Raw genomic sequence first — 25,751 nt, 5'->3', positions numbered from 1 at the left:
TGCAATTGAGTTCTGAAGGTTCCATCGTCGGCGGCCGGTACCGCCTGGACCAGCCCATCGGGCGTGGCCGGGCGGGCATCGTGTGGCTGGCGTTCGACACCCGCCTGCTGCGCACGGTCGCGATGAAGCGCATGTACCTGCCCGTCGGACTGCCGCCGGACCGGGCGGAGCAGGCCAAGGCCGTCGTCGTCCAGGAGGGCAAGGACGCGGCCAAGTTCGAGCACGCCACCGCCATCAAGGTGTACGACGTGCTGCCCGACGGGGCGGACGTGTGGCTGGTGATGGAGTACATCCCGTCGCGCGGGATGGCGACCTTCCTCGCCGAGCACGGCAGGCTGACCGCGGAACAGGCCGCCGCGCTGGGCATCATGCTCGGCCAGGCGCTGGCCGCGATGCACGAGGCCGGGGTGGTGCACCGGACCGTCGAACCGGGCACCGTCCTGCTGGCCGACGACGGTGGCGTGAAGCTCACCGACATCGGCATCACCGGTGGCGGCGCGAGTCCGGCGTACCGGGCGCCCGAGGTGGCGCGCGGCGAGCCGGCGACTTCGGCGTCCGACGTGTTCTCTCTCGGCGCGACGCTGTACACGGCCGTCGAGGGGGTGCCGCCGTTCGGCGAGGACGGCGAGTCTTCGGAACGGCCGCCGCAGACCGCCGGTCCGCTGGCAGGCGCGCTGCGCAAGATGCTGCGGGCCGAGCCGGACGTGCGGCCGACGATGGCCGACACCGTCCGCTCGCTGAGCGCGATCACCGAAGGGCGGCAGACGGCGTTCATCCCGCCGACCGCCCCCGCCATGCCGACGATGCCCGCGTCGATGCCGGTCCCGATGCCCCCGGCGCCGCAGCAGCAGTTCCCCCAGCATCAGCCGCAGCAGTACCAGCCGCCTCAGCCACCACCGCAGCAGCAGTACGTGCCACCGGTACAGCAGCAGTACGCTCCCGTCGCGCCGGCCGCGGCGAAGTCGCCCGACACCCGCAAGTGGCTGATCACCGCGGGTGCCGTACTGGCGGCGATCCTCATCGGAGTGCTGTTCGCGGAACTGTTCCTGATTTAGCTAAAGCTGCTCGCGGACCAGTGTCGCGAGTTCGACGGGACGGCTGAGGTACGGGCTGTGGCTCGCCCGCCAGGTCACCGTCGTCTGGCAGCGCGCGGCGAAGTGGGCGACCATTTCCGGGGCGAGCGCCCGGTCTTCGGAGCAGACGATGTAGGTGTTCGGGGTGTCCTTCCAGGACGCCCCGGTCGGCGATTCGGTGAAGATCGAGACGGGCTCCGGGCGCAGCAGAGCGGTGGCCCGCTCGACGACTGCGTCGGAGCAGTCGGCGTACATGGCTTCGCGGACGACGGCGTGGTCGAGGTGGGTCATGCCCTTGTCGTCGAAGATCAACGGCAGCGGCTCGGGTTCGCGGCCGGTTTCCTCCTTGACCCGGTCGATCCAGTACTGGGCGGTCTCACCCGGCTCGCTGACGATCGCGGCCAGGAGGATCAGGTGCGCGACGCCTTGCAGCCCGCCGGCGATCACTCCGCCGTAGGAGTGCGCGAGCACCACCGGTGGTTCGGCCGACCCGTCGACGATTTCCTGGACGGTCCGGGTGATCTCGGCGATCGGGCGTGCGCCGACGTCGGGGACGGTGACCTCGGCGCCTTCCCGGCGCAGGCGTTCGGCGACGTCGTCGAAATGGGCGGGCTGGTGCCAAGAGCCGTGCAGGATGATCAGGGGACGCACGGAGGTCCTTTCGCCGGCGGAGTTTGTGGGCTCTCTGCCAGGTTGTCGACCGCCGGTACGGCTGTTCAAGCTCAGCCGGGTTTCCTGCCCAACCGATCAGTCCCGCCTACCCGTAAGGTCAGGCCGCTCGGGCACCCTCGCGGATCGCGCTGAGGAACCGCCGCACCGCGGGGTGTTCCCTGGCGTGCGCGGCGATGGCCGCGTGGATGGACCGCACGGGATCGGGACGGCGGACCTTGCGGATGACGACGCCGGGGTGCGGGGCGCCGAGGCCGAGTTCCGGGATCAGCGCGACCCCGAGCCCGGCGGCCACGAACCCTTGCGCTGTCTGGTAATCCTCGGATTCGACGACGTGGTTCGGGGCGAATCCGGCCGCGCCGCAGGCGTCGAGGAGGATGTCGCGGCATGCGCCGGGGAGACCGTCGACGCCGACCCACGGATCCTCCGCCAGCTCGCCGAGGTCGAGGACGCGTTTGCGGGCGAGCCGGTGGTTCTTCGGCAGGATCGCGCGGTACGGGTCGTCGAGGAGGTGAATGTACTCGGCGCCCTTGATCCGGGGGTTGTCGCTGGGGAGCACGATCATCGCGACGTCGGCCTTGCCCGACTCGATCTCGGGCAGCGAATCGTCGGGCTCGACCAGTTTCAGGTCGAGACGGACGCCGGGGAAGTCCCTGCGCAGCGCGGCGACGGCCAAGGGCACCAACGAAGCGCCAGCTGTGGCGAAGTAGCGGATCGCGAGCCTGCCTGTGCGGCCTTCCTTGAGTTCGGTGAGCGCGGCTTCGGCCTTCGCGAGCTGGGTGCTCAGCGTTTCCGCGTGTTCGGACAGCAGCGAACCGGCCGGGGTCGGCCGCACGCCGCGGCCGACGCGTTCGAGCAACTCGACGCCCGCTTCCCTTTCCAGCGTGGACAATTGCTGGCTGATCGCGGAGGGTGTGTAGCCGAGGTTCCGGGCGGCGGCGGTGATCGAACCGCTGCTGATCACGGCTCGGAGGACCTGCATGCGGCGGACGTCCAGCATGCTCCGATCTTACAGTTCTCCTTAAGGCTTCCTGCAGTTATTTTCGCTTGTCCTTACGCGTCGGCGCGGCGAAGCTGGGCCAGGCACTTAAGGAGGACCGGGTGGGCGAGACGAAGACCCTGCTGCGGATCGGCGCGCTGGCGCTCATGTGGGGATCGAGTTTCTTCTGGATCAAACTGGGACTGGGCGCGTTTTCGCCGGTGCAGCTGGTGCTGGCGCGGGTCGCGCTCGGCGCGGCGGTGCTGATCGGGCTCTGCTACCTCGGCCGGGACCGGCTGCCGTCGGGACGGCGGATCTGGGGACATCTGGCCGTCGCGGCGTTCTTCCACAACGCGCTGCCGTTCCTGCTGTTCGCGTGGGGCGAGCTGACGGTCGACTCAGGGATCACCGGCGTCCTGAACTCGACGACACCGTTGTGGGTGCTGCTCGCCGCGCCGATGCTGGGAACGCGGACGAAGATGACCGCGCTCCGGGTCGCCGGGCTGATCGCCGGGCTCGCCGGGATCCTGCTGATCTTCGCGCCGTGGGAAGCGTCCGGCCTGCTCAGCTGGGGCGCGCTGGCGTGCCTCGCGGCGGCCGCGAGCTACGGTTTCGCGTTCGTGTACGAGGGCAAATACCTCACCGGCACCGGTGACTCGCCGATGTCGCTGGCTGGCGGACAGATGCTGCTCGCGACCGGGTTCCTGCTGCTGGCGCTGCCGATGGGCGGCTTCGAACCGGTGCACCTGAGCACCGGTGCGATCGTGGCGGTGGTGATCCTGGGGATCGGGTCGACCGGGATCGCCTTCGCGCTGAACTACCAGCTGCTCGCGAGCGAGGGCGCCGTCGCGGCGTCGATCGTCGGGTACCTGCTGCCGGTGGTCTCGGTGCTGCTGGGGGCGGTGTTCCTGGCCGAGCCGCTGAGCTTCCGGGTGATCGCCGGGATGGTCGTCGTGCTGGGCGGGGTCGCGCTGACCCGGCTCCGCCCGCGGGAGCGAGGGACCTTTGCTACCGCCCCCGTGGTGGAGCGCCCGCTCGCCGCCGCCGGGGAGGCCGCGCCGTGACGACCTGGAGCGTGCGGTTCGACGGGTCCGGCTCCGCGGCCTGACTCGACTTTCGCGGGCTAATCTCGATGCGGTGAGGCCCTGGACCTGCCGGATCGCGATTAGCCCGCGAAAGTCGAGACGGGTCAGAGGGCCGCGAAGACGAGCATGGCGGCCATGACGAGCTCGACCCAGAAGTAGAGCCAGCTCGGGTAGAACCGTTCGGGCCGTTCCGCGAATCGCGCGACCAGCCGCCCGAAGGCCATCCCGACGAGCGCGACGGCCACCGCGATCGCGGCACCCCGCTGGATCCCGCCGACGTCGAAGGCCGCGAACCCGAGCAACGCCGCGACAGCCACCCCGAAGCCGCCATAGACCGCGCGCACTTCGGTCCGCGCCGTGGCGGAGTCCAGCGTGATACCGAACGGCCGGATCAGCCGCCGCGGATCGACGAGCCCGAGCAGCCCCATCCCCAGGAAGAACACGGCCACCAGGCCGATGAGGACGGCCGCCACCTAGACGAGACGCCGGTCGGAAGCCCAGCGCGAAAGCTCGTACCGGTTCGAAAGCTGCGTCTTCCGCAGCACGCTCGAAACGTGCGTCTCCACGGTCTTCACCGAGATGAACAGCTCGGACGCGATCTCCTTGTACGCGTACCCGCGCGCGAGCAGCCGCAGCACGTCGCGTTCCCGCGGCGTCAGCAGGTCGAGGTCGGGGTCGCTGATCGGCGCGGAACCCGGCCGGTCGGCGAAAGCGTCGAGCACGAACCCGGCCAGCCGCGGCGAGAACACCGCGTCCCCGTCCGAGACCCGCACGACGGCGCGCACGAGTTCCTTCGACGAGATCGTCTTCGTGACGTAGCCGCGCGCCCCGGCGCGGATCACGGCGATCACGTCCTCCGCGGCGTCGGAGACCGACAGCGCGAGGAACACGACGTCCGGCAGTTCCGGCCGGACCCGGCGCAGCACCTCGGCGCCGCCGCCGTCCGGCATATGCACGTCGAGCAGGACGACCTGCGGTTTGGTCCGGACGATCCCCGCGACCGCCTCGGCCACCGAACCCGCCTCACCGACCACGCGGACGTCGTCGGTGATCGAATCCAGTTCGGTGCGCACGCCTGCCCGGAAGAGCGCGTGGTCGTCGACGAGGAAGACCTTGACCGGCTCCCGCGTCTGCTGGTTCTCCGTCACGATGCTCCCTCGCTCGCCCTGTCGGAGTGAGCATAGCGACCTCACGCCGCGCCCTTCCCCGCCTTGACCGGCATCTCCAGCTGGACCTCGGTTCCTTCACCCGGTGCGGTACGCAGTTTGAGCTTCCCGCCGTGCCGTTCCATCCGGCCGCGGATCGAATCCGCGAGACCGTGCCGGTCGCTCGGCACGACGTCGGGGTCGAACCCCTTGCCCCTGTCCCGCACGAAAACCGTCACCGCTGTCGGCTCGACCTCGGCATACACACTGACCTCGTCGACCCCGGCGTGCTTCGCGGCGTTGACGATCGCTTCGCGGGCCGCCTGAACCAGCGCGGTCAGCGGCTCGTCCAGTGTGGCCTCCCCCACGACGACCTGCTGCACCGAGATCGCGAACGCGTCCTCGACCTCGCCGCACGCGGCCGCCAGCACTTCGGACAGCTGCCCGCTGACGGCCTCTTCCTCGGTCTTCTTGCTCTTGCCGTACCCCGACGGCCCGTACAGCCAGCCGCGCAGCTCACGTTCCTGACCGCGCGCGAGCCTGGCGACCTCACGCGGCGATTCCGCCTGCTTCTGGATCAGCGCGAGGGTCTGCAGGACCGAGTCGTGCAGGTGCGCGGCGATCTCGGCGCGTTCGTCGGTGCGGATACGCGCGGTGCGCTCGTCGGACAGGTCGCGGACCAGGCGCAGCCAGAACGGGACGGTCAGCACGGCCACCCCGATCAGCGTCGCGATCACGGCGACGAGCGCGAACTTGACCTGGTCGATGCTGCCGCTCTCCAGGACGACGACGCCGATGCCGGTCATCACCAGCGCGACGCCGGCGACCACGCGGATCGCGGCCGACCAGCCACCGCCGCCGAGGAACGCCGTGGCGACCCCGCCCTTGGTGCTGAGTCGCCAGCGGCGTCGCTGCGACTCGTCGGCCTCACGCCAGACGACCGCCGCACCGATCATGGCCAGCGCCAGCGGGATGGCGACCCAGCCGCTGATCAAGCCGGTCAACGTGCCGCTGGCGACGGCGAGACCGACGCCCAGCGCTATCAGGCCGAAAGCCTGCTGCTTCTCCTTGGACGCCGGCTTCTCCGGCTCGACCTCACCGGATTGCTGCTGGACGAAGACCCAGAGCAGGCCGTACGCGAGAAGACCGGCGCCATTGAGCGCGGCCAGCAACGCGAACGCGGTCCGGACCCAGAGCACCTTGACGCCGAGGTGGTCGGCGAGGCCGCCGGCGACACCCGCGATGGCGCGGCCGGAGCGGCGGCGGTACATCTTGGGCGGCTCGAACGGTGCCGGGGACAGGCTGCCGGGAACGGGCACCGGAGGGCGCTCGATGATCGTCGGCTTCACCTGCGCGGCGAGGTCGTTGGGGGCGGATTCCTGCACGTTCTCCATGGTCACATGGAGTGTGGCACTGATCCATCGGGGAAACCCCTGACTCTTCCCGCTGGGGGAAACCTCAGGGACGATCCCGGATGTGGCGGGGGGTCATCGGCGCGCATTCTTTGTGGCATGAGTGGGAGTGAGACACACGTGCCGAAGCAGGGCCCAGCGGCCGGCTTCGAAGAGACCGTCAAGGATTTCTGGCGGAGCAGGCCGGTCCGGCCGGCCCACGGCCGCAAGTTCGCCGGCGTCGCCGCGGGGATCGGCTACCGGTACGGCATCGACCCGACCGTGGTCCGCGTCGCGCTGGTCGCCGCGACCGTGTTCGGCGGTTTCGGTGTCTTCGTCTATCTGCTGGGCTGGCTGTTCCTGCCGCAGGAGGGCGACCAGGTATCCGCGTTCGAGGGCCTGATCGGCCGGGGCCGCGCGTCGAGTTCGCCGGCGTTCGCGGTGCTGCTGCTGATCCTGCTGTTCCCCGGTCTCACCTGGACCTTGAGCGGGGGCTGGATGGCGGACGGCACCGGGCTGATCGGCTTCGCGCTGATGGCCGTCGCGCTGTACCTGCTGCACCGCAACCGCGGGCAGTTCAACCGGCCGACGATGCCAGCCCCGGCTCAGCCTGCCGCCGCGTTCTCGATGGCGTCGGCTTCGGCGGCCTCCGCTTCGACGGCGACCGAGGGCGGCTGGGACCCGCTCGCGGCCGACCCGTCCGCTTGGGACCTGCCGAACGCTTCGCCGTCCGGTGGTCTGCCGCCGCAGACGCCTCCGCCGCCTTCCGCGCCGCCGATGCCTCGTCGCCGCAAGTCGAAGATCGGCGCCGCGACCTTCGGGTTCGCCGTGCTGGTCGGCGGGGTCGGCACCGTCATGGGCCTGGACGGCGAGCCTTGGTTCACCATGCAGCACGTCGTCGGGCTCACCCTGGGTGTGGTCGGCATCGGGCTGGTGGCCGGTTCGTTCGTGCGGGGCGGTCGTGGGCTGATCGGGCTGGCGGTGCCGCTGGCGATCGTCGGGATGGCGCTGACCACGGTCCCGTTCGAGAACATCTCGGTGAAGGGCGGTCTCGGGGACCTGACGGCCACGCCTGTCCAGGCGTCCGAGGTGCTGCCGGAGTACCACCGCTCGGCGGGCGACATCGACCTCGACCTGACCAAGCTGCCCGCGGGAGCGTCGGTGTCCACGAAGGTCTCCAGCGGGGCAGGCAACTCGACGGTGCTCGTGCCGGCGGGTGCCGAAGTGAAGGTGTCCTGCGAGACGGGTGCGGGCGACGTCAACTGCCTCGGACAGGCCCGGTCGGGGGTCGGCGAGGACACGATCGACTTCACCTCGGCGGGCGACAGCGGGCAGAAGATCACTCTGAAGGTCAAGAACGGTGTCGGAAACGTGGAGGTGCGTCGTGGCTGAGTACGACGACTACGACAGCTCGCAGACCCAGGCGGCTCAGCCTGCGAAGCGCGGGGCGGACGTCATCACCCTGTTCGTCGGGATCGCGACGCTGCTGGTGGCGGGTTACGTCCTCTCGGACGGCGCCTCGTGGCTCCCGCGGTTCGACTTCCGGTGGGTCATGGCGGGCGGGGCGATCTTCGTCGGCGTCCTGCTGCTCGCCGCTTCGCTGCGCAAGAGCCGCCGCTAGCGGCCGCGCCCACGATCCACCCCACTCCGAAGGCCCCGGCCCCTCGCCGGGGCCTTCGCCTTGCTCCCACCCCGGCCCCGTTTCGACTTTCGCGGGCTAATCGCGATCAGGTGCCCACGGACCACCAGATCGCGATTAGCCCGCGAAAGTCGAGTCCGGGCGGGGGCGGGTCACTCCCACTCGATGGTGCCCGGCGGCTTGGACGTGACGTCCAGGACCACCCGGTTCACCTCGGCGACCTCGTTCGTGATGCGGGTCGAGATACGCTCCAGCACCTCGTACGGCAGCCGCGTCCAGTCCGCGGTCATCGCGTCCTCGGACGAGACCGGCCGCAGCACGATCGGGTGCCCGTAGGTCCGCCCGTCGCCCTGCACGCCGACGCTGCGGACGTCGGCCAGCAGCACCACCGGGCACTGCCAGATCTCGCCGTCCAGCCCGGCCGCGGTGAGTTCCTCGCGCGCGATGGCGTCCGCCGCGCGCAGCGTCTCGAGCCGCTCGGCGTCGACGGCGCCGATGATCCGGATGCCGAGTCCAGGGCCGGGGAACGGCTGCCGCTGCACGATCGTCTCCGGCAGCCCGAGCTCCAGCCCGACGCGCCGCACCTCGTCCTTGAACAGCAGCCGCAGCGGCTCGACGAGCTCGAACTGCAGGTCGTCGGGCAGCCCGCCGACGTTGTGGTGGCTCTTGATGTTCGCCGCGCCCTCGCCGCCGCCGGATTCGACGACGTCCGGGTACAGCGTGCCCTGGACCAGGAACTTGTAGTCGCCCTCGGCTTTGAGGTCACGCTCGGCCTGCTCGAACACGCGGATGAACTCGCGGCCGATGATCTTGCGCTTCTCCTCGGGGTCGGTGACCCCGGCCAGCGCGTCGAGGAACCGCTCACGCGCGTCGACGGTCACCAGGTTGACCCCGGTCGCGGCGACGAAATCGCGTTCGACCTGGGTGCGCTCACCGGAGCGAAGCAGGCCGTGGTCGACGAACACGCAGGTCAGCCGGTCACCGATGGCCCGCTGGACCAGCGCGGCGGCCACGGCCGAGTCGACGCCGCCGGACAGCCCGCAGATCGCCCGGCCGTCGCCGACCTGCTCGGCAATGCGCTTGACCTGGTCTTCGGCGATGGACGACGTCGTCCACTGCGGCTTGATGCCCGCGATGTCGTGCAGGAAGCGGCGGAGCACCTCTTGGCCGTGCGGCGAGTGGTGCACCTCGGGGTGGTACTGGACGCCGGCGAAGCGGCGCTCGACGTCTTCGAACCCGGCAACGGCCGCACCATCGCTCGACGCGGTCACGGTGGCGCCTTCGGGCGCCTTGGTGACGCTGTCGTTGTGGCTCATCCACGCGGGCTGGCTGCTCGGGAGCCCGGCGTGCAGGACGCCGCCTTCACCGGCGACGCGGACCTCGGTGCGGCCGAACTCGCGGATCCCGGTCGGCTCGACCGTGCCGCCGAGGGCCTGCGCGAGCACCTGGTGGCCGTAGCAGATGCCGAGGATCGGCACGCCCGCGTCGACCAGTCCGGGGGCCAGGGCGGGGGCGTTCTCCGCGTACACGCTGGAAGGACCACCGGAAAGGATGATCGCGGCGGGGTCCTTGGCGAGGATGTCCTCGGCGGTGGCGGTGTGCGGGACGACCTCGGAGTAGACCTGCGCCTCGCGCACGCGGCGCGCGATCAGCTGCGCGTACTGCGCCCCGAAGTCCACGACGAGTACCGGACCGGTGGGACTGGGCACCTGAAACCTCCAGATCAGAGCAGTACGCTTCCCCACCATCGTCCCAGGTGGGCCCGGTCACCCCGCCGCCAACCCCCTCACGATTCAGGACAGCGGATGACCGCGACGCGGCCTACCGTCCGAAGGCATGGGCATCGACTGGAGCAAGGAACTCTCCGAACAGCTCGACTGGCACTGGACGCACCACCTCCGGCCCCGGCTGGACACCCTCGCGGACGACGAATACTTCTGGGAGCCCGCCGAGGACTGCTGGACGATCCGACCGGACGAGAACGGCAAGCTCATGATCGATTGGGCGTACCCGGAGCCGTCACCGCCGCCGGTGACGACGATCGCCTGGCGCCTCGCGCACATCATCATCGGCGTCTTCGGGATGCGGAACGCGTCGCACTTCGGCGGCCCGCCTCTCGACTATCAGACCTTCCCGTACGCGGCCTCCGCCAAGGAAGCGCTGGAGCAGCTCGACGACGCGTACGCGCGCTGGCGCGACGGCGTTCGCGGCCTGACCGCCGAGGGCCTCGAGCGCCCCTGCGGCGACGCTGAAGGCCCGTACGCCGAGTACCCCTTCGTGGCCCTCGTCCTGCACATCAACCGCGAGGCCATCCACCACGGCGCCGAGGTCCTCCTCCTGCGCGATCTCCACGCGCATCGAGATTAGCCCGCGAAAGTCGATCCCGGCCCGGATCGCGATTAGCCCGCGAAAGTCGACGCGCCCATACTGGGGCCAGCCCAGGAAAGGACCCGTCTTGCGAGCGACTGTCATCTACGGCGCCGGCGACGTGCGTGTCGAGACCGTCCCGGACCCGAAGCTCAGCGAACCCACCGACGCTCTCCTCCGCGTGGTCCGCTCGTGCATCTGCGGCAGCGACCTCTGGCCGTACGGCAGCATGCCCGCGCGCGACCGCGGCGTCCGGATCGGTCACGAATTCCTCGGCATCGTCGAGGCCGTCGGCGCCGACGTCACCACGCTCAAGACCGGGGATCTCGTCGTCGCGCCGTTCGTCTACTCCGACAACACCTGCCGGTTCTGCCTCGAAGGCCTCCACACCTCATGCCTGCACGGCGGGAACTGGGGCGCGAAGGGTGTCGACGGCGGTCAGGGCGAGGCCGTCCGTGTCCCCCAGGCCGACGGCACGCTGGTGAAATTGCCGCACACCGAGGACGACGACCTGCTCGCCTCGCTCCTCACGCTCTCCGACGTGTTCTCGACCGGTCACCACGCCGCGGTCAGGGCGGGCGTGAACGAGCGCACCACGGTCACCGTCATCGGCGACGGCGCCGTCGGCCTCTCCGCGGTCCTCGCGGCGAAGCGCCTCGGCGCCGAACGCGTCATCCTGATGGGCAGGCACCAGGCCCGCACGGACCTCGGACGCGAGTTCGGCGCGACAGACGTCGTCGCCGAGCGTGGTGACGAAGGCATCGAGAAGGTGCGAGAGCTGACGAGCGGCGAAGGCACGCACACCGTCCTCGAATGCGTCGGTACGAAGCCCGCTTTCGAGATGGGCGTCGGCGCGGTCCGTCCCGGCGGCACGGTGAGCCGCGTCGGCGTGCCGCAGTACGACGAAGGCCCGATCGGCCCATCACTCTTCCGACGCAACATCACCGTCACCGGCGGGGTCGCTCCCGCCCGCCACTACATCCCCGAACTGCTCGACGACGTCGTCGAGGGCAGGTACCAGCCGGGCAAGGTGTTCGACCGGACCATCGGCCTGGAAGAGGTGCCCGGCGGTTACCGCGCGATGGCGGACCGCGAAGCGCTCAAGGTGCTCGTCAAGCCCTGACTGCAATACCTTGTCATCCATGGACATGATCACCCCGGAGCCGCGTCCCGCCTGGATCGCCGGCCGCCCTGAGCAGGGCGCTTCGACGCTCACCGTGCACCACCCCTACGACGGGAGCGAAGTCGCCACCGTCGCGGTGCCCGGTCCCGAGCAGGTCGAACGAGCGGTGAGCGCGGCGGCGAGCGTCGCGAAGGAGTTCCGGCGCTCCTCGGCGCACAGCCGCGCCGCGGCGCTCGACCATGTTTCGCGGGTCATCGCGGGCCGGGCCGAGGAGATCGCCGAGGTCATCACCGCCGAGAACGGCAAGCCGCTCAAGTGGGCCGACGCCGAAGTGCGGCGCGCGGTGTCGGTGTTCCGGATCGCCGCCGAGGAAGCCCGCCGGTTCAGCGGCGATCTGCAGCGCCTGGACACCGACCCGGCGGGCGAGGGCAGGCTGGCGATCACCCGCCGTATCCCGCGCGGCCCGGTGCTGGGTATCGCGCCGTTCAACTTCCCGCTGAACCTGGTGGCGCACAAGGTCGCGCCGTCGCTCGCGGTCGGCGCGCCGATCATCGTCAAACCCGCGCCGCGCACGCCGCTGGCCGCTTTGATCCTCGGCGAGATCCTGGCCGAGACGGACCTGCCGGAAGGCGCGTTCTCGGTGCTGCCGCTCGGCAACGAGGAGACCTCGGCGCTGGTCGCGGATCCTCGGCTGCCGGTCGTGTCGTTCACCGGATCGGGTCCGGTCGGCTGGTCGCTGGCGGACGCCGCCCCGCGCAAGCACGTGGTGCTCGAACTCGGCGGCAACGCGGCCGCCGTCGTGCTCCGGGACTGGCCGGATCCCGAGGGCGCGGCGCACCGCATCGCGACCTTCGGCAACTACCAGGCCGGACAGTCCTGCATCGCCGTGCAGCGGGTCATCGTCGAACGCGAGGTCGCCGAGGAATTCGTACCCGCCTTGGTGGAAGCCGTGCAGTCACAGCAAACCGGGGACCCGTACGACAAGAACACCGACGTGGGACCGGTCGTCGACGAAGCCGCCGCGGAGCGGATCGTCGCCTGGATCGACGAGGCCGTCGCCGCGGGCGCGAAGATCCTCACCGGCGGCAAACGGGACGGCGCGACGGTGGAGCCGACCGTGCTCACCGACGTCTCACCGTCCACAAAGGCCTGGGCGGAGGAGGTCTTCGGCCCGGTGCTCGCGGTGTCCATTGTGGATGGTGTCGACGAGGCTTTCGCTTCGGTCAACGAATCCGCGTACGGCTTGCAGGCCGGGGTGTTCACGCGCGACGTGCATCTCGCCTTCTACGCGTCGACCGAACTCGAAGTCGGCGGCGTGATCATCGGCGACGTCCCGTCCTACCGCGCGGACCAGATGCCTTACGGCGGCATCAAAGGATCGGGCGTCGGGCGCGAAGGTGTACTCGCCGCGATGAACGACCTCACCGAGGAACGCGTCACCGTCTTCACCGGCATCGATCTTTAAGCCGGGGTGACGGCCTGCGCGAACCCGAACACCTTGTCCGGGTCGTAGGTCTTCGCCACCTGCTTGAGCCGGGTGGCGTTGTCGCCGTAGTAGGCCGTCATCCAGTCGGGCAGGGCGGGGTCGATGTAGTTGACGTAGCCCCCGCTCAGCCCGATCCCCGTCACCACTTCCGCGACGGAATCCGTTGCCGCGGAACGGTTGCGAGTGTCGGCCTGGCTGTAGATCTGCACACTGCCGATCGCCTTCCGATGCCAGAACGCGGTGGCGTCCGGGGCGACGTCGGCGACGGCGCCGCCGAGACCGTCGACCAGAAGATCCATCCCACGCCTGCCATTGAGGATCGACGTCAGCTTCGCGGGATCCGCCGGTTCGCCGAGAATCCGCGATGAGGCCACAAAGGACTGTCGGCTCTCGCTGCCGGAGAAGTACTTCATGGCACCGAGATAGTCGAGCTGCTTCACCGTCCGCGTTCCGCCGACCTTGCCGGTCAGCTTGTCCAGCACCTTGGCGAGCGAAGCGGAATCGCCGACATAGCAACCGGAAATCCTCGCACCGACAGCAGATCCGCCGGACAGCACGACGTTTGCCCACAGTTCCGGCGGGGCTTCGGGCAGCCAGCGCTGCCATTCGGCGAGGACCTCGTTCGCACTCCCGGCCGGGAAGTGCAGGGAGAACACCGAAACGACCGAAGGTGACGGGTCGGTGCGGAAGGTGAACGACGTGACAACACCGAAGTTGCCACCTCCCCCACCACGCAACGCCCAGAACAGATCGGGTTCGGATTCCGCCGACGCTGTCCGGAGTTTCCCGTCCGCCGTGACCACTTGCGCGGACACCAGGTGATCACAGGTGAGGCCGTATTTGCGCGCGAGGACACCGATTCCGCCGCCGAGCGTCAGCCCGGCGATCCCGACACTGGGGCAGGAGCCCGCGGGCAGGCAACGGCCCGCACCGCCGAGCTTGGCGTAGACGTCCTTCAGCTTCGCGCCCGCGCCGATCACGACCTGTTCGCCCCGAACGTCCACTGAGGACATTTCACCGAGATCGATCATCAAGCCACCGTCGGGAACCGAGTAGCCGGCGTAACTGTGGCCGCCGCTACGTGCGGCGATCGGAACTCGCCTCGCCGCCGCTTCGACAGCGGCCTGCACGTCTTCCGGCCTGGCACATTTCGCGATCGCGGCGGGTTTGAGCCCGTCGAAGGCCGGGTTGAAGACGCGTTTGGCGCTTTCGTAGCCGGAATCCCCCGGCAGGAGCAGTGAGATCTTGGTCCGCAACGCCGCCCAGTCCGGCGGCCCGGACGGCGCCGTGACACTGGTACTCGGCGGCAACGACACACCCGGAGCCGAGGTGGGCGCTTGCGCGGGAGGCGTGCTGGAACACGCCGTCGCGGCCGCCCCGACCGCGGTCGCGCCGGCGAGCTTGAGAAAGTTCCTTCGCCCCAGCTTCATACTTGTGAAGACGCGCGGACCACGACGAGGTTGCCGTGATCACCCGGCCGGGTCAGCGGTATTCGGGGTTTTCGAAGTCGAAGCGGCAGCCCGCGTCCCACTCCGAGCGCTGGTTCCCGTGCGCGGGAACGCCACCCGCACGATGCAGCATCGAGGCCAGATGCAGCAGGTTCCAGGTCATGAACGTGGTGTTCCGGTTGGTGAAATCGTTCTCCGGTCCGCCGGAACCGGCGTCCAGATAGGACGGACCTGGCCCCGCCTCCCCGATCCACCCGGCGTCCGCCTGGGGCGGGATGGTGTAGCCCAGATGCTGAAGGCTGTAGAGCACGTTCATCGCGCAGTGCTTGATCCCGTCCTCGTTCCCGGTGATCAGGCAACCGCCGACACGACCGTAATAGGCGTACTGGCCGGCGGCGTTCAGCAGCGACGAGCAGGCGTAAAGCCGTTCGATGACGCGTTTCATCACCGAACTGTTGTCGCCCAGCCAAATGGGCCCGCAGAGCACGAGGATCTGCGCGTCCATCACCTGCCGGTACAGCTCCGGCCACGCGTCGGAGGCGGCGCCGTGCTCGGTCATGTCGGGCCAGACGCCGGTCGCGATGTCGTGATCCGCAGCGCGGAGCACGGAGACCTCGACGCCGTGCTTGACCATGATGTCGCGGCTGATCCCGATGAGGCCGTCGGTATTGCTCTTCTCCGGGGATCTCTTGAGGGTGCAGTTCACGAACAGGGCCTTGAGACCGCTGAAGTCGTAGTCCATCGGTCAAGGACAGCATCGGCGGCCGCGCGGGGAAAGCCCCCGAAGGCTTACGGATTTCTTAGAGCCAGTGCGGCAGCGGCGGCGCCTCGCCGTCCAAAGTGGATCCGTCACCGCGGCCGGTGATCCAGGCAAGGACATCGCCGGGTGAGCCGACCACCTTGACCGCGTCACCGGTGCCCATCCGCCACTCGTGCCGGGTCCCGTCGGCGGCGGCGACCAGGAGAACAGCGGGAAGCCCGTCACCGTACGACGCGATCGCGCTGCTCACGACCACTTCGAATTCGCTTCCGAGGAGAGCGGCGACACGGGCGAAGTCGTAGCCGAAGTCCAGGTCCACGAGATGAATCGAAGCTTCGGACAGCCGCTTGCCCAGCACACCTTCACCGGTCAGCTTATTGCCCAGCCGATCACGAGCCTCACCGGTCCACGCCTCGTCCGGCAGGGACGCGGCCAGGTCCGTGAACCGCTCGCCGGAATCCACGACGTCGGCGATGATCGCCGCGGCGGAGCGGTCGGCTCCGGCCTCGATACCCTCGTCGCGAGCCGTGGCCGTGGCGTACATCGGCGTCTCGACGCCGGTCTTGGCCCAGGTCAACAGGTTGCCGAGGCCGTCGGCGTTGCGCGCGACGTGCGAAAGCAGATGCGCTCTCGTCCAGCCGGGCAAGGCGCTGGGGGCACGCACGGCGTCCTCGTCGAGCGCGCGCACCACCCGCGCCCATTCCTCGTGCAAGGCACGGACTCGTCGGATCAGGACGTGGGCGCGTTCGGCGGCTGTCACGACTCCCAACCTAGCGCCGAAGTGCCGCCGGTGCGTCGGCCGGAACGGACGGGTTCTTCGGCGCGATCGGCTCGACCCGCGCGTATGGCGAGTCCTGCGAGGGCCGATTGTCCTTTTCGCCCTTGTTGGGCCACAGCGAGAACGCCCGCTCGGCCTGCGCGGTGATGGTCAGCGAGGGGTTCACGCCGAGGTTGGCCGTGATCGCCGAACCATCCACAATGGACAAACTGGGGTAGTTGAACACCCGGTGATACGGGTCGATCACGCCGTTGTCGGCCGCCGTGCCGATCGGGGCGCCGCCGATGAAGTGCGCCGTCAGCGGGATGTCGAAGATCTCGCCCCAGGTGCCGCCCGCCATTCCTCCGATGCGTTCGGCGGTGCGGAGGTTGGCTTCGTGTCCGGCGGGAATGAAGCTGGGATTCGGCTCGCCGTGGCCTTGTTTGGAGGTGTACTTGCGGCGGCCGAAGAGGCCGGGCTTGGTGTAGGTGGTGATGGAGTTGTCGAGGCTCTGCATCACCAGCAGGATCACCGTGCGCTCGCTCCAGCGGTAGCCGTTGAGCAGCTTCACCGTCTGGACCGGGTGTTTGAGCATGAAGTTCACGGCCTGGCGCCAGCGCGGGACCGCCGAATCGCCCTCGGTGGCGATGGTCTGGAGCAGGCTCATCGCGTTGCTGCCCTTGCCGTAGCGGACGGGCTCGATGTGCGTGTTGTCGTCGGGGTGGATCGACGACGTGATCGCGACGCCGCGGCTGAAGTTCCGCCCCTCGTCGACCGAGGTGCGGGCGGCGCCGATGATGGCCTCGGAGTTGGTGCGGGTCAGTTCGCCGAGGCGCGGCGAAAGCTTCGGCAGCTTGGCGGTGTCGCGCATGCTGTGGAGCAGGTTCTGCGTCCCCCACGTGCCAGCGGCCAGCACCACCTGCGCGGCGGTGAGCTTGTGCCGGAACTTGCGCGAAGTGGTCCCAGTCTTCTTGACGCTCACTTCGTACCCACCCGACTTCAGCGGGCTGATCGCGCTCACGGTGGTGAGCGGGATGACCTGCGCTCCGTCCTTCTCCGCGAGGTAGAGGTAGTTCTTGACCAGGGTGTTCTTGGCTCCGACGCGGCAGCCGGTCATACAGGCGCCGCATTCGGTGCAGCCGGTGCGCGCGGGGCCCGCTCCGCCGAAGTACGGGTCCTCGGCGCGCTCCCCCGGCTTGCCGAAGTACACGCCGACCGGCGTCGGGTGATACGAATCGGCGACGCCCATGTCCGCCGCGACGCCCTTCATCACGACGTCCGACGGTGTGACGCTGGGGTTGGTGACGACGCCCAGCATGCGGCTGGCCTGGTCGTAATGCGGGCCGAGCTCGGACTCCCAGTCGGTGATGTGGGACCACTGCGGGTCGACGTAGAACGGCTTCAGCGGGCGGTACAGCGTGTTCGCGTAGACCAGCGAGCCGCCGCCGACGCCCGCGCCGGCGAGCACCATGACGTCCTTGAGCATGTGGATGCGCTGGATGCCGAAGCAGCCGACTTGCGGCGCCCAGACGTAGCGGCGAAGGTCCCAGGACGTCCTCGCGAACTCGTCGTCGGCGAAGCGGCGGCCCGCTTCGATGACGGCGACGCGGTAGCCCTTCTCGGTCAGGCGGAGGGCAGCGACACTGCCGCCGAACCCGGAACCGACGACGATCACGTCGTAGTCGAAGTCGTCTTCAGTGGTGGTGTTACTGGCAGTCACACCCTCGACTGTAACCCCGGCCACCCCTTCTGACCAGAGGTAAGTTACTCGCCGGTTACCTTCCACTCGGATGGTGCATGCTCGGACTCGTGATCGATGACTTCGCGAAGGAATACCTGCACAGTGACCTGCGAGAAATCCGCGAAACGATGCTGGCGAAGCTCGACGGGCTGTCCGAGTACGACATCCGTCGTCCGCTGACCTCGACCGGTACCAACCTGCTCGGCCTGGTCAAGCACCTGGCGACGTGGGAGGCCCGGTACTTCGGCGAGGTCTTCGACCGGCCGTTCCCCGAGACTGTCCCCGAGCGCGGGACCGACCTGTGGGCGACCGAGCACGAAAGCCGCGAGGAGATCACCGGCTTCTACCGGCGCGTCTGGGAGCACTCCGACGCGACCATCGCCGCTCTCGACGTCGACTCACCGGGGCACGTGCCCTGGTGGCCGCGTCCCGACGTGAAGCTGTTCAACGTCCTGGTCCACATCCTCACCGAGACCAACCGGCACGCCGGGCACGCCGACATCCTGCGAGAGCAGCTCGACGGCACCGTCGACGCCCCTGGCGAGGACGCGGCCTTCTGGGAAGCCCGGCGGACGGAGATCGAACGAGCGGCTCAGGCGGCCGGGGCCTGACCGACTGGAAACGCGGAAAAGCCGGAACCTGCTTACAGTTCCGTGGACGAGTTTACCGAGGAGAGGAACAGTCGGGTGAGCACCAGCACGCGACAGCCGCCGGAAGACTGGGTTCCGGTCGAACACCGGCTCCTGGGACTCGATCGGCGGACTTTCAAGCCCGCGCTGATCGCGCTCGGCATCGCTCTGGTGCTGATCTACGGGCTCCCCGCACTGAACGCCTCGATCCCGTGGCGCAACGAGATCCGGGCCGGTGACGTACTGGATCTCGGCGCCGGGGCGACGGCCGTCCCGCCGGTGGGCTGGCAGCTGGAGAGCGGGACCCTCACCGGATCCGGCGCTCCGGCGAACCCGGCGAGCCTGCAGATCACGATCGCCGCGGGCGGCGCGTCGATCGAATTCCGCGGCACCGGGTACACCGGATCGGCGGAAGCGTTCCTCGACCAGGTCGAACGGGCGGAAGGGAACACGCCCGGCGTCGACGGCGAGCGAGGCACGGTCACGACCGCCGCCGGGCTGACCGGGGTCGCGCAAGCAGGCACCGGACCGGGCGGCGACGCACTCGACGTCGCGTTCAAGGTGCCTGGCCCCGGTCAGGCCGCCGAAACCGCGCCGGCGTTGCTCGTCCGGGTGCGCACCGCACCCGACCAGTTCGAGCACTACCGCGACGACGTGACGTCGCTCCTGCGCAGCATCACTCCCGGGGCGAACCGATGAGCGGCAAGGCGGCGCAGCTGACCGCGATCGAAGAGTCCGGCTGGGGAACCCCCTTCCGTTTCCTCCAGCGGCACAACCTGGCCTTCTGGGTCTACCTGCTCGGCCTGGGCGGGGGTGCGCTGACGATCGTGCGGTACTTCGGCTCCACGGGCTACTACACCCCGGCGCTGGCCGGAGGCATCCTGCTGTTCGGGCTCTACCTCGTGCCGTGGCTGATGCTGCTACGACAGCAGAACCGCTACACGTCCCAACCGGCAGGGCTGCTCGCGGCGGGATTCGCCTGGGGCGGTGTCGCGGCCCCGTTCTGGATCGCGCTCCCCGCCAACACCGCGCTGCTGGAGATCTGGTCGAAACTGGGCGGCACCGCTTTCGCCGGGAACTGGGCCGCCGGGCTCACCGCCCCGATCACCGAGGAATGGGGCAAGGCGCTCGGCCTCGTCCTGCTGATCGGGCTCGCGCCGCAGCTGATCCGCAGTGCCTACGACGGGTTCATCATCGGTGCGTTCATCGGCCTCGGCTTCCAGGTCTTCGAGGACGTGCTCTATGTGTACAACGGCGCGGCCCAGAGTTTCGGCGCCGACCAGTTCACCACCTCGCTGCAGGTGTTCGCCGCGCGCGGCGCCTCCGGGATCGTGTCGCACGCGCTGTTCAGCGCCATCTTCTGCGCCGGGCTGATGTGGATACTGGGCCGCGAACGCCGCGTCGCACTGGGCGTGTCGAGCATGCTGGCGGCCATGGTGTTCCACTTCGCGTGGGACGACATGGGTGGCATCGGCGGCGGCGGGCCGCTGGCCGTGGCGCTGCCGTTCGTGATCGCGGTGATCGAGCTCGTCACGTTGTTCGCCGTGCTGCGCCGGGCCGCCCGCGTGGAACGCGGCTGGATACGTGACCTGCTCGGGCCGGAGGTCGACGCCGGGGTGATCGACACCGCCCTGTTCGACGCCGTCAGTGGCCTGCGCAAGGACCGCCAGGCCTACCGCAAGCACGTACGCGGCCGCGGCCGGGCACGCCACCGCGTCGAAGCGGCGGGTGACCTCGCCCGGGAAATCGCCCGGGCAGGCGGCCGGGAAACGCACCGGGTCGCCCACGCCCGGGACGAGGTCGCGCGACTCGGCTAGGGACCGCTCCGCGCGACTTTAGCGGGCTAAACGCGAAACTGAAGGGGCGCGTGGGGCTGCTGGGACACGTGAACGCAAAGCGGCCCGGATCGCGTTTAGCGGGCTAAACGCGATCCGGGCCGGGAAGCGAGCGTCAGCGGCGGACGGTCAGGCCGACCCGCTGGAACTCCTTCAGGTCCGAGTAGCCCGTCTTCGCCATAGCGCGGCGAAGCGCGCCGAAGAGGTTCACGACGCCCTCAGCGTCCGCAGACGGCCCAAAGAGCAGCGTCTTGAGGTCGACGGCGTAGTCCGGGCCCAGTGCCACGCGCGAACGCGGCAGCGACGGGTGCGCGGCCGCCGACGTCCAGTAGAGCCCCTGCCCCGGCGCCTCGGAGGCGGCCGCCAGCGGCGCGCCCAGCATGACGGCGTCAGCACCGCAGGCGATGGCCTTGGCGATGTCGCCGGACACGCTCATCCCGCCGTCGGCGAGCACGTGCACGTACCGGCCGCCGGTCTCGTCGAGGTAGTCACGGCGCGCGGCCGCGGCGTCGACGATCGCGGTCGCCATCGGCGTCCCGATCCCGAGCACGCTGTCGGTGCTCGTCACGCCACGGCTGGCACCGTGCCCGACGATGACGCCGGCCGCGCCGGTGCGCATCAGGTGCATCGCGGTGCGGTAGTCGCTGACGCCGCCCGCGATCACCGGGACGTCGAGGCGCCCGATGAAGTCCTTCAGGTCCAGCGGCTCGGCGTCGCGCTGGACGTGCTCGGCGGAGATGATCGTGCCCTGCACGACGAGGATCTCGACACCCGCCGCCAGCAGGTCCGGCGTGAGCTCGGCGGCGTGCTGAGGGCTGACCCGCGCGGCCACGGTGACCCCGGACTCGCGGACGGTCTTGATCGCCTCGGTCAGCAGGTCCAGCCGGATCGGGGCGGAGTGCAGTTCCTGCAGCTCACGCACGATCGCAGTCGGGTCCTCCGTGTCTTCGGCGGCCCGGACGAGGCGGAAGATCGCCTCCTCGACGTTCGGGTGCCGGGCCCAGAGCCCTTCCGCGTTCAGGACTCCCAGCCCGCCGAGCTCGCCGACGGCCACCGCGGTTCCCGGCGACACGATCGCGTCGGTGGGGTGCGTGACCAGCGGCAACTCGAAGCGGTACGCGTCGATCTGCCACGCGGTGGACACGACCGAAGACGACCTGGTGCGCCGCGACGGCACGATCTCCACGTCATCGAGGTCATACGCCCGCCGCGCGGTGCGGCCCATGCCGATCTCGACCAGATCCCGCACGTCAAGTCCCTTCTCACCGACGACCGTTACACCCCATTGTCGCTAGGCCGCGTGGGTGACCTGCGACGGGGCTCCCGAACCGGGCCCGAAGTCACACCAGCCCCGCTCGCCCCACCCGTTTCGCGATTAGCGGGCTAAAGTCGCACAGGTGGGGCGGGTGGGGCAGGTGGGTCAGAAAGAGACCTTCTCCACCGAGTCGGTCCGGAGGACGGATTCCTGCTTGAAGGCCGTCTTGTAGGCGGTCCGGATCTCTTCGATCTCGCGGTTCGCGTCGCGGTCGCTGAACGGGTACACGACGACGATCACCTTCGACTTCTCCCGCGAGATCACCCCGCCCGAACCGCGCCACTGGCCGCGCCCGGTCAGCTCGGTGAACCCGTCCGGGAACCTCGGCGTGACGACCTTGTCGGTGAAGGCGGTGAACTCGGCGTCGGTCAGCTCCCCGCCGTCTGGCTTCGTCGTGCCGAAGTACAGCTCGGTGCGCTTCCACAGCTCACCCGGCGACGCCTGGAGACCGGCGGCCTCGACGACCGGAGGCGCGGCGGAAGCGCTGGGGACGGCCGAAGCCACCACCCCGCCCCCGAGCCCAAGGGCCGCGGCGGCGGCGACGGCGACGGCGAGCGCGGTACGCCGTGACATGGACGAAAAAGACATCCGGTTCCTCCCAGGAGACTTGATCAGCGGACCAAGTCTCCCGAGAACGGAACCGGATGCGTAAGTGTCCTAAAGGGCGGACTACCGGGTGGTGTAGTTCGGCGCCTCGACGGTCATCGTGATGTCGTGCGGGTGGCTCTCCTTGAGCCCGGCCGCGGTGATCCGCACCAGCTGCGCCTCCTGCAGCTCGGGGATCGTCGACGCGCCCGCGTAGCCCATGCCCGACCGCAGCCCGCCCACCAACTGGTGGACGACGTTCGCGAGCGGCCCGCGGAACGGGATCCGCCCCTCGATGCCCTCGGGGACCAGTTTGTCCTCGCTCAGCACGTCGTCCTGCGCGTAGCGGTCCTTCGAGTAGGACTTCGCCTGACCGCGCGACTGCATGGCGCCCAGCGAGCCCATGCCGCGGTAGGTCTTGAACTGCTTGCCGTTGACCAGGATCAGGTCGCCGGGCGATTCGGCGGTGCCCGCGAGCAGGCTGCCGAGCATCACCGTGGACGCGCCGGACGCGATCGCCTTCGCGATGTCGCCCGAGTACTGGATGCCGCCGTCGCCGATCACCGGGATCCCGGCCGGACGGGCAGCCTGGTCGGCCTCGTAGATCGCGGAGATCTGCGGGACGCCGACCCCGGCGACGATGCGGGTGGTGCAGATGGAGCCCGGTCCGACGCCGACCTTGATCCCGTCCGCCCCCGCCTCCACCAGCGCCTGCGCGCCGGCCCTGGTCGCGACGTTGCCGCCGACGACGTCGACGGTGTCGCCCAGTTCCTTCTTCAGCAGCGCGACTGTCTCGACGACGGCGCGGGAGTGCCCGTGCGCGGTGTCGACCATCAGCACGTCGACCCCGGCGTCGGCCAGCGCCATCGCGCGCTTGTGCCCGTCCGGGCCCACCCCGACGGCGGCACCGACCAGCAGGCGGCCGTTGGTGTCCTTCGAGGCGTTGGGGTACTGCTCGGTCTTCACGAAGTCCTTGACCGTGATCAGGCCGCGCAGCTTGCCGGCGCCGTCGACGATCGGCAGCTTCTCGATCTTGTGGCGGCGAAGCAGTCCGAGCGCGGCCTCCGCGGTGACCCCGACCTGCGCGGTGACCAGCGGCGGCTTCGTCATCACCTCGTGCACCGCACGGGTGAAATCGACCTCGAATCGCATGTCACGGTTGGTGATGATGCCCACCAGGCTGCCGGCGGCGTCCGTCACCGGCACACCCGAGATCCGGAACCGCGCGCACAGGGCGTCGACCTCGGCGAGAGTGTCCTCCGGCGAACACGTGACCGGGTCGGTCACCATGCCCGCTTCAGAACGCTTCACGACCTCGACGGCGGACGCCTGGTCGTCGATCGGCAGGTTGCGCTGCAGCACACCCATCCCGCCCTGGCGCGCCATCGCGATCGCCATCCGGCCTTCGGTGACCGTGTCCATGGCCGCGGAGACCAGCGGGATGTTCAGGGTGACGTTGCGGGAGAGCCGGGTGCGGGTGCTGACCGCACTGGGCACCACATCGGACTCGGCCGGCAGCAGCAGCACGTCGTCGAAGGTCAGCCCGAGCATGGCGAACTTGCTCGGGACGGGGGCGGTGACGCTGTCGCTGGTCATAGCAGGCGAAGGGCCTTCCTAGCGGTGACTAATGAGAGCCGCCGTGGCTTGTGACAACACGGCGGGGGCCTGCCCCTCATGATATCCGGGCCGGGCGGCCGCCCGGTCCGGGTGGGCGCCCGGTAGCGTGCAGGCGTGCCGCAAGATGCGTTGCCCCCAGACCCGTTCGCGGATGACCCGGACGACCCGGCCCGCGCGTTCATCGACGACGCTGACCGGCTCGACGAGCCGATCAGCGACGAAGAGCGCACCGAGTTGCTGGCCGACCTCTCCGATCTCGCCGTCTATCAGGCGCTTCTCGAACCGCGAGGAGTGCGCGGGATCGTGGTCGACTGCGGTGAATGCGACGAACCCCACTACCACGACTGGCATCTGCTGCGCGCCAGTCTCGAGCAGCTGCTCGCCGACGGCCGCATGCGGCCGCACGAGCCCGCGTTCGATCCGAACCCCGGTGACTATGTGAGCTGGGACTACTGCCGCGGCTTCGCGGACGGTGTGACGGCCAACGAGAGCGCCTACTGATCGCGATTAGCCCGCGAAAGTCGAAACGGAAGGGCCTGGTGAGAGATCTCACCAGGCCCTTCCGGCGTTCTGGGGTGCTACGGCGTCTGGACCGCGGCGGCGGGCGCCTGCGCTCCGGCTCCCGGCGACGGCTCGTTACGCGAGCCACCGGGGTCGTTGCCCGAGGCCGGCGGTGTCGTCGACGTCGTGGGCGGCGGAGGCTCGCTCGTCTTCGTCGAAGTCGGCGGAGTCGGTGTGGGAGTCGTGGTGCCCGGCAGACTGGTGCCGGGGTTGCCGCCTCCTGGCAGCGACGTCGGCGGAGCGGTCGGCTGCGGAGTGGGCTGCGGGGTCGTCGCGACCGGGGTCTGCGTGGTCGTCTGCTGATCCGGGGGCAGCGGCTGCTGACCGGGGTTCTGCAGCTGAGCACTCAACTGGCGGTGCTGCTCGAGCAGCTGGTCGCGGTTTTCGTCGTCGGTCACCTGGCTCAGCGCGGCCTGCGCCTCGTCGAGCGCCTTGCGCGCGTCGTCGAGGCGCCCGCCGGCGAGCGCGAGGTTGGCCTTCTCCAGATCGAGTTTGGCTGCCGCGGCAGCCTCGACCGACCGGGCGTGGTCGGCGTAAAGCACCTTGGTCAGGCCCCAGAGCGTGTCACCAGGCTGCGCGTCCTTCGCGGCGAGGCCAGTACCGGCGAAGGCGATGGCCAGGACGGCCGCGGCGGCGGCCACCGGGACCAGCAGCCGACGTCTTCCCCCGTGCTTGCGGGCGAGCGCGGCCGTCTTCACGGTGACGACGGCGGTGTCGACGTCGACGAGTTCCGCGAGCGGCTCGCTGTCGATGTCACGCCGCCAGGCCAGCAGCAGCGCGTTGAGTTCCTGATCGCCGAGGTCGTCGGCCATCTTCGGGTCGGAGCCACCGAGGGCGTCGAGCAGTGCGTCATCGGCCTGAACGGCCGACAGATCAGCGGCGAACTCGGCTTCGGAGGACGTCAGCCCCCTCTCGAAAGCCGTCAGTTCACGATCGGTCCCAGGGGAGAACCGATGGTCGCGGTCGGTCACTCAGATCACCTCCTCAGCGGCCAGAACCTTACGTAGGCGCGCCAAGGCGCGATGCTGGGCCACCCGGACGGCACCGGGCGTGGACCCCACGGCCTCGGCCGTCTCTTCGGCGGACAGCCCCACGACGACGCGCAGGACCACGATCTCACGCTGTTTGTCGGGCAGGACACGCAACAGCTGCGACATGCGCTCGTTCAGCTCGCCCTGAAGGGCGCGCTGTTCGGGGCCGACGCCGCCCTCGACCTCGTCGGGGACTTCGGCGACCGGTTCGGCGCGGTTACGGGCCGCGGCGCGATGCGCGTCGGCCACCTTGTGCTGGGCGATCCCGTAGACGAAGGCCAGGAACGGGCGGCCCTGATCACGGTACGAAGGCAATGCCGTGAGCACCGCGAGACACACCTCCTGAGCAACGTCGTCTGCGGAAGCGAACGAACGCTCCTGCCTGCCAACCCGAGCGCGGCAGTACCGCACTACCAAAGGACGGATGGCCGCCAGCAACCGCTCGACCGCTTGAGGATCACCCTCAACAGCCGCGGCGACCGGCTCATCCAGTCCGTCCCCCACATTGGCCATCG

At 69.6% G+C, this 25,751-nt stretch carries 26 protein-coding genes; 11 read left to right on the top strand and 15 right to left on the bottom strand.

Translation table 11 applies throughout. The features are described 5' to 3' along the window. The first annotated feature begins 5 nt into the window (after positions 1 to 5). Positions 6 to 1,055: a serine/threonine-protein kinase gene (locus AMYAL_RS0121890; RefSeq protein WP_020633402.1), complete on the top strand. Its 1,050-nt coding sequence runs from the start codon at positions 6 to 8 to the stop codon at positions 1,053 to 1,055. Here the strand turns inward: AMYAL_RS0121890 and AMYAL_RS0121885 are convergent, their stop codons facing one another. Further along, positions 1,056 to 1,724, bottom strand: coding sequence for an alpha/beta hydrolase (locus AMYAL_RS0121885; RefSeq protein WP_020633401.1), 669 nt, complete (start codon positions 1,722 to 1,724; stop codon positions 1,056 to 1,058). Between the two features lie 118 nt (positions 1,725 to 1,842). Next, positions 1,843 to 2,742 (bottom strand): LysR family transcriptional regulator, encoded by a 900-nt coding sequence (locus AMYAL_RS0121880; protein ID WP_020633400.1) that lies wholly within the window; start codon positions 2,740 to 2,742, stop codon positions 1,843 to 1,845. Between the two features lie 101 nt (positions 2,743 to 2,843). Between AMYAL_RS0121880 and AMYAL_RS0121875 the strand changes: the two genes are divergently transcribed. Further along, positions 2,844 to 3,785: a DMT family transporter gene (locus tag AMYAL_RS0121875; protein WP_020633399.1), complete on the top strand. Its 942-nt coding sequence runs from the start codon at positions 2,844 to 2,846 to the stop codon at positions 3,783 to 3,785. 125 nt (positions 3,786 to 3,910) lie between these two features. Here the strand turns inward: AMYAL_RS0121875 and AMYAL_RS0121870 are convergent, their stop codons facing one another. From AMYAL_RS0121870 to AMYAL_RS0121860, 3 genes are read right to left on the bottom strand one after another with little or no spacing between them, the layout of a single operon-like run. Next, positions 3,911 to 4,279 carry a DUF4345 family protein gene (locus AMYAL_RS0121870; RefSeq protein ID WP_020633398.1) on the bottom strand — a complete coding sequence of 123 codons (369 nt, stop codon included), beginning with the start codon at positions 4,277 to 4,279 and terminating at the stop codon, positions 3,911 to 3,913. Next, complete coding sequence (locus AMYAL_RS0121865; RefSeq protein WP_020633397.1) at positions 4,280 to 4,954, bottom strand: response regulator; 675 nt, start codon at positions 4,952 to 4,954, stop codon at positions 4,280 to 4,282. Positions 4,955 to 4,995: 41 nt separating this feature from the next. After that, positions 4,996 to 6,351 (bottom strand): ATP-binding protein, encoded by a 1,356-nt coding sequence (locus tag AMYAL_RS0121860; protein ID WP_020633396.1) that lies wholly within the window; start codon positions 6,349 to 6,351, stop codon positions 4,996 to 4,998. 111 nt (positions 6,352 to 6,462) lie between these two features. Here AMYAL_RS0121860 and AMYAL_RS0121855 point away from each other — a divergent pair, with 111 nt between their 5' ends. Continuing rightward, positions 6,463 to 7,734, top strand: coding sequence for a PspC domain-containing protein (locus AMYAL_RS0121855; protein WP_026467321.1), 1,272 nt, complete (start codon positions 6,463 to 6,465; stop codon positions 7,732 to 7,734). Further along, positions 7,727 to 7,963, top strand: a complete 237-nt coding sequence (locus AMYAL_RS0121850) for a hypothetical protein (protein WP_020633394.1) — start codon at positions 7,727 to 7,729, stop codon at positions 7,961 to 7,963. The genes AMYAL_RS0121855 and AMYAL_RS0121850 overlap by 8 nt, the downstream gene beginning before the upstream one ends. Before the next feature lie 170 nt (positions 7,964 to 8,133). On the opposite strand, the gene guaA is transcribed toward AMYAL_RS0121850, so the two are convergent. Continuing rightward, a complete protein-coding gene (gene guaA / locus AMYAL_RS0121845) occupies positions 8,134 to 9,690 on the bottom strand; it encodes a glutamine-hydrolyzing GMP synthase (RefSeq protein ID WP_020633393.1) in 1,557 nt (518 codons plus the stop codon). A 127-nt stretch (positions 9,691 to 9,817) separates the two neighbouring features. Here guaA and AMYAL_RS0121840 point away from each other — a divergent pair, with 127 nt between their 5' ends. From AMYAL_RS0121840 to AMYAL_RS0121830, 3 genes are all read left to right on the top strand, one after another. Further along, a complete protein-coding gene (locus AMYAL_RS0121840; RefSeq protein ID WP_020633392.1) occupies positions 9,818 to 10,348 on the top strand; it encodes a DinB family protein in 531 nt (176 codons plus the stop codon). A gap of 88 nt (positions 10,349 to 10,436) precedes the next feature. Beyond that, entirely contained in the window at positions 10,437 to 11,471 is a 1,035-nt protein-coding gene (locus AMYAL_RS0121835) for a zinc-dependent alcohol dehydrogenase family protein (RefSeq protein WP_020633391.1), read from the top strand. A 19-nt stretch (positions 11,472 to 11,490) separates the two neighbouring features. Beyond that, positions 11,491 to 12,936, top strand: a complete 1,446-nt coding sequence (locus AMYAL_RS0121830; protein ID WP_020633390.1) for an aldehyde dehydrogenase family protein — start codon at positions 11,491 to 11,493, stop codon at positions 12,934 to 12,936. On the opposite strand, the gene AMYAL_RS0121825 is transcribed toward AMYAL_RS0121830, so the two are convergent. The 4 genes from AMYAL_RS0121825 to AMYAL_RS0121810 are packed head-to-tail and all read right to left on the bottom strand — an operon-like array spanning position 12,933 to position 17,642. After that, a complete protein-coding gene (locus tag AMYAL_RS0121825) occupies positions 12,933 to 14,387 on the bottom strand; it encodes an FAD-binding oxidoreductase (RefSeq protein WP_020633389.1) in 1,455 nt (484 codons plus the stop codon). The two genes, AMYAL_RS0121830 and AMYAL_RS0121825, sit on opposite strands and share 4 nt — an antisense overlap. A 52-nt stretch (positions 14,388 to 14,439) precedes the next feature. After that, complete coding sequence (locus tag AMYAL_RS0121820) at positions 14,440 to 15,147, bottom strand: flavodoxin family protein (protein WP_020633388.1); 708 nt, start codon at positions 15,145 to 15,147, stop codon at positions 14,440 to 14,442. 58 nt (positions 15,148 to 15,205) lie between these two features. Then, complete coding sequence (locus tag AMYAL_RS0121815; protein WP_026467319.1) at positions 15,206 to 15,925, bottom strand: maleylpyruvate isomerase N-terminal domain-containing protein; 720 nt, start codon at positions 15,923 to 15,925, stop codon at positions 15,206 to 15,208. 10 nt (positions 15,926 to 15,935) lie between these two features. Further along, positions 15,936 to 17,642 carry a GMC family oxidoreductase N-terminal domain-containing protein gene (locus AMYAL_RS0121810; protein WP_020633386.1) on the bottom strand — a complete coding sequence of 569 codons (1,707 nt, stop codon included), beginning with the start codon at positions 17,640 to 17,642 and terminating at the stop codon, positions 15,936 to 15,938. Between the two features lie 77 nt (positions 17,643 to 17,719). Here AMYAL_RS0121810 and AMYAL_RS0121805 point away from each other — a divergent pair, with 77 nt between their 5' ends. From AMYAL_RS0121805 to AMYAL_RS0121795, 3 genes are all read left to right on the top strand, one after another. Next, positions 17,720 to 18,274, top strand: coding sequence for a DinB family protein (locus AMYAL_RS0121805; protein ID WP_020633385.1), 555 nt, complete (start codon positions 17,720 to 17,722; stop codon positions 18,272 to 18,274). A gap of 75 nt (positions 18,275 to 18,349) precedes the next feature. Further along, on the top strand, positions 18,350 to 18,991 hold the full coding sequence (locus tag AMYAL_RS0121800) for a hypothetical protein (protein WP_020633384.1): 642 nt from the start codon (positions 18,350 to 18,352) through the stop codon (positions 18,989 to 18,991). Continuing rightward, positions 18,988 to 20,109 (top strand): PrsW family intramembrane metalloprotease, encoded by a 1,122-nt coding sequence (locus AMYAL_RS0121795; RefSeq protein ID WP_020633383.1) that lies wholly within the window; start codon positions 18,988 to 18,990, stop codon positions 20,107 to 20,109. The genes AMYAL_RS0121800 and AMYAL_RS0121795 overlap by 4 nt, the downstream gene beginning before the upstream one ends. Before the next feature lie 133 nt (positions 20,110 to 20,242). On the opposite strand, the gene AMYAL_RS0121790 is transcribed toward AMYAL_RS0121795, so the two are convergent. The 3 genes from AMYAL_RS0121790 to guaB form a co-directional block, all read right to left on the bottom strand. Next, on the bottom strand, positions 20,243 to 21,376 hold the full coding sequence (locus AMYAL_RS0121790) for a GuaB3 family IMP dehydrogenase-related protein (RefSeq protein WP_020633382.1): 1,134 nt from the start codon (positions 21,374 to 21,376) through the stop codon (positions 20,243 to 20,245). A gap of 171 nt (positions 21,377 to 21,547) precedes the next feature. Beyond that, the gene (locus tag AMYAL_RS0121785; RefSeq protein WP_020633381.1) at positions 21,548 to 22,030 is read right to left on the bottom strand and encodes a DUF3574 domain-containing protein; all 483 of its coding nucleotides are present in this window, start codon (positions 22,028 to 22,030) and stop codon (positions 21,548 to 21,550) included. 81 nt (positions 22,031 to 22,111) lie between these two features. After that, positions 22,112 to 23,623, bottom strand: coding sequence for an IMP dehydrogenase (gene guaB / locus AMYAL_RS0121780; protein ID WP_020633380.1), 1,512 nt, complete (start codon positions 23,621 to 23,623; stop codon positions 22,112 to 22,114). 135 nt (positions 23,624 to 23,758) lie between these two features. On the opposite strand from guaB, the gene AMYAL_RS0121775 reads away from it, so the two are divergent. Further along, positions 23,759 to 24,145 carry a DUF5319 domain-containing protein gene (locus AMYAL_RS0121775; protein ID WP_005166667.1) on the top strand — a complete coding sequence of 129 codons (387 nt, stop codon included), beginning with the start codon at positions 23,759 to 23,761 and terminating at the stop codon, positions 24,143 to 24,145. A 77-nt stretch (positions 24,146 to 24,222) separates the two neighbouring features. Here the strand turns inward: AMYAL_RS0121775 and AMYAL_RS0121770 are convergent, their stop codons facing one another. After that, entirely contained in the window at positions 24,223 to 25,176 is a 954-nt protein-coding gene (locus AMYAL_RS0121770; protein WP_020633379.1) for an anti-sigma-D factor RsdA, read from the bottom strand. Beyond that, complete coding sequence (locus AMYAL_RS0121765; protein ID WP_026467317.1) at positions 25,177 to 25,749, bottom strand: sigma-70 family RNA polymerase sigma factor; 573 nt, start codon at positions 25,747 to 25,749, stop codon at positions 25,177 to 25,179. Between the last annotated feature and the right edge of the window lie 2 nt (positions 25,750 to 25,751).

Source organism: Amycolatopsis alba DSM 44262, from assembly GCF_000384215.1.
GTDB lineage: Bacteria > Actinomycetota > Actinomycetes > Mycobacteriales > Pseudonocardiaceae > Amycolatopsis > Amycolatopsis alba.
This window is presented reverse-complemented; position numbering and strand designations above follow the sequence as displayed.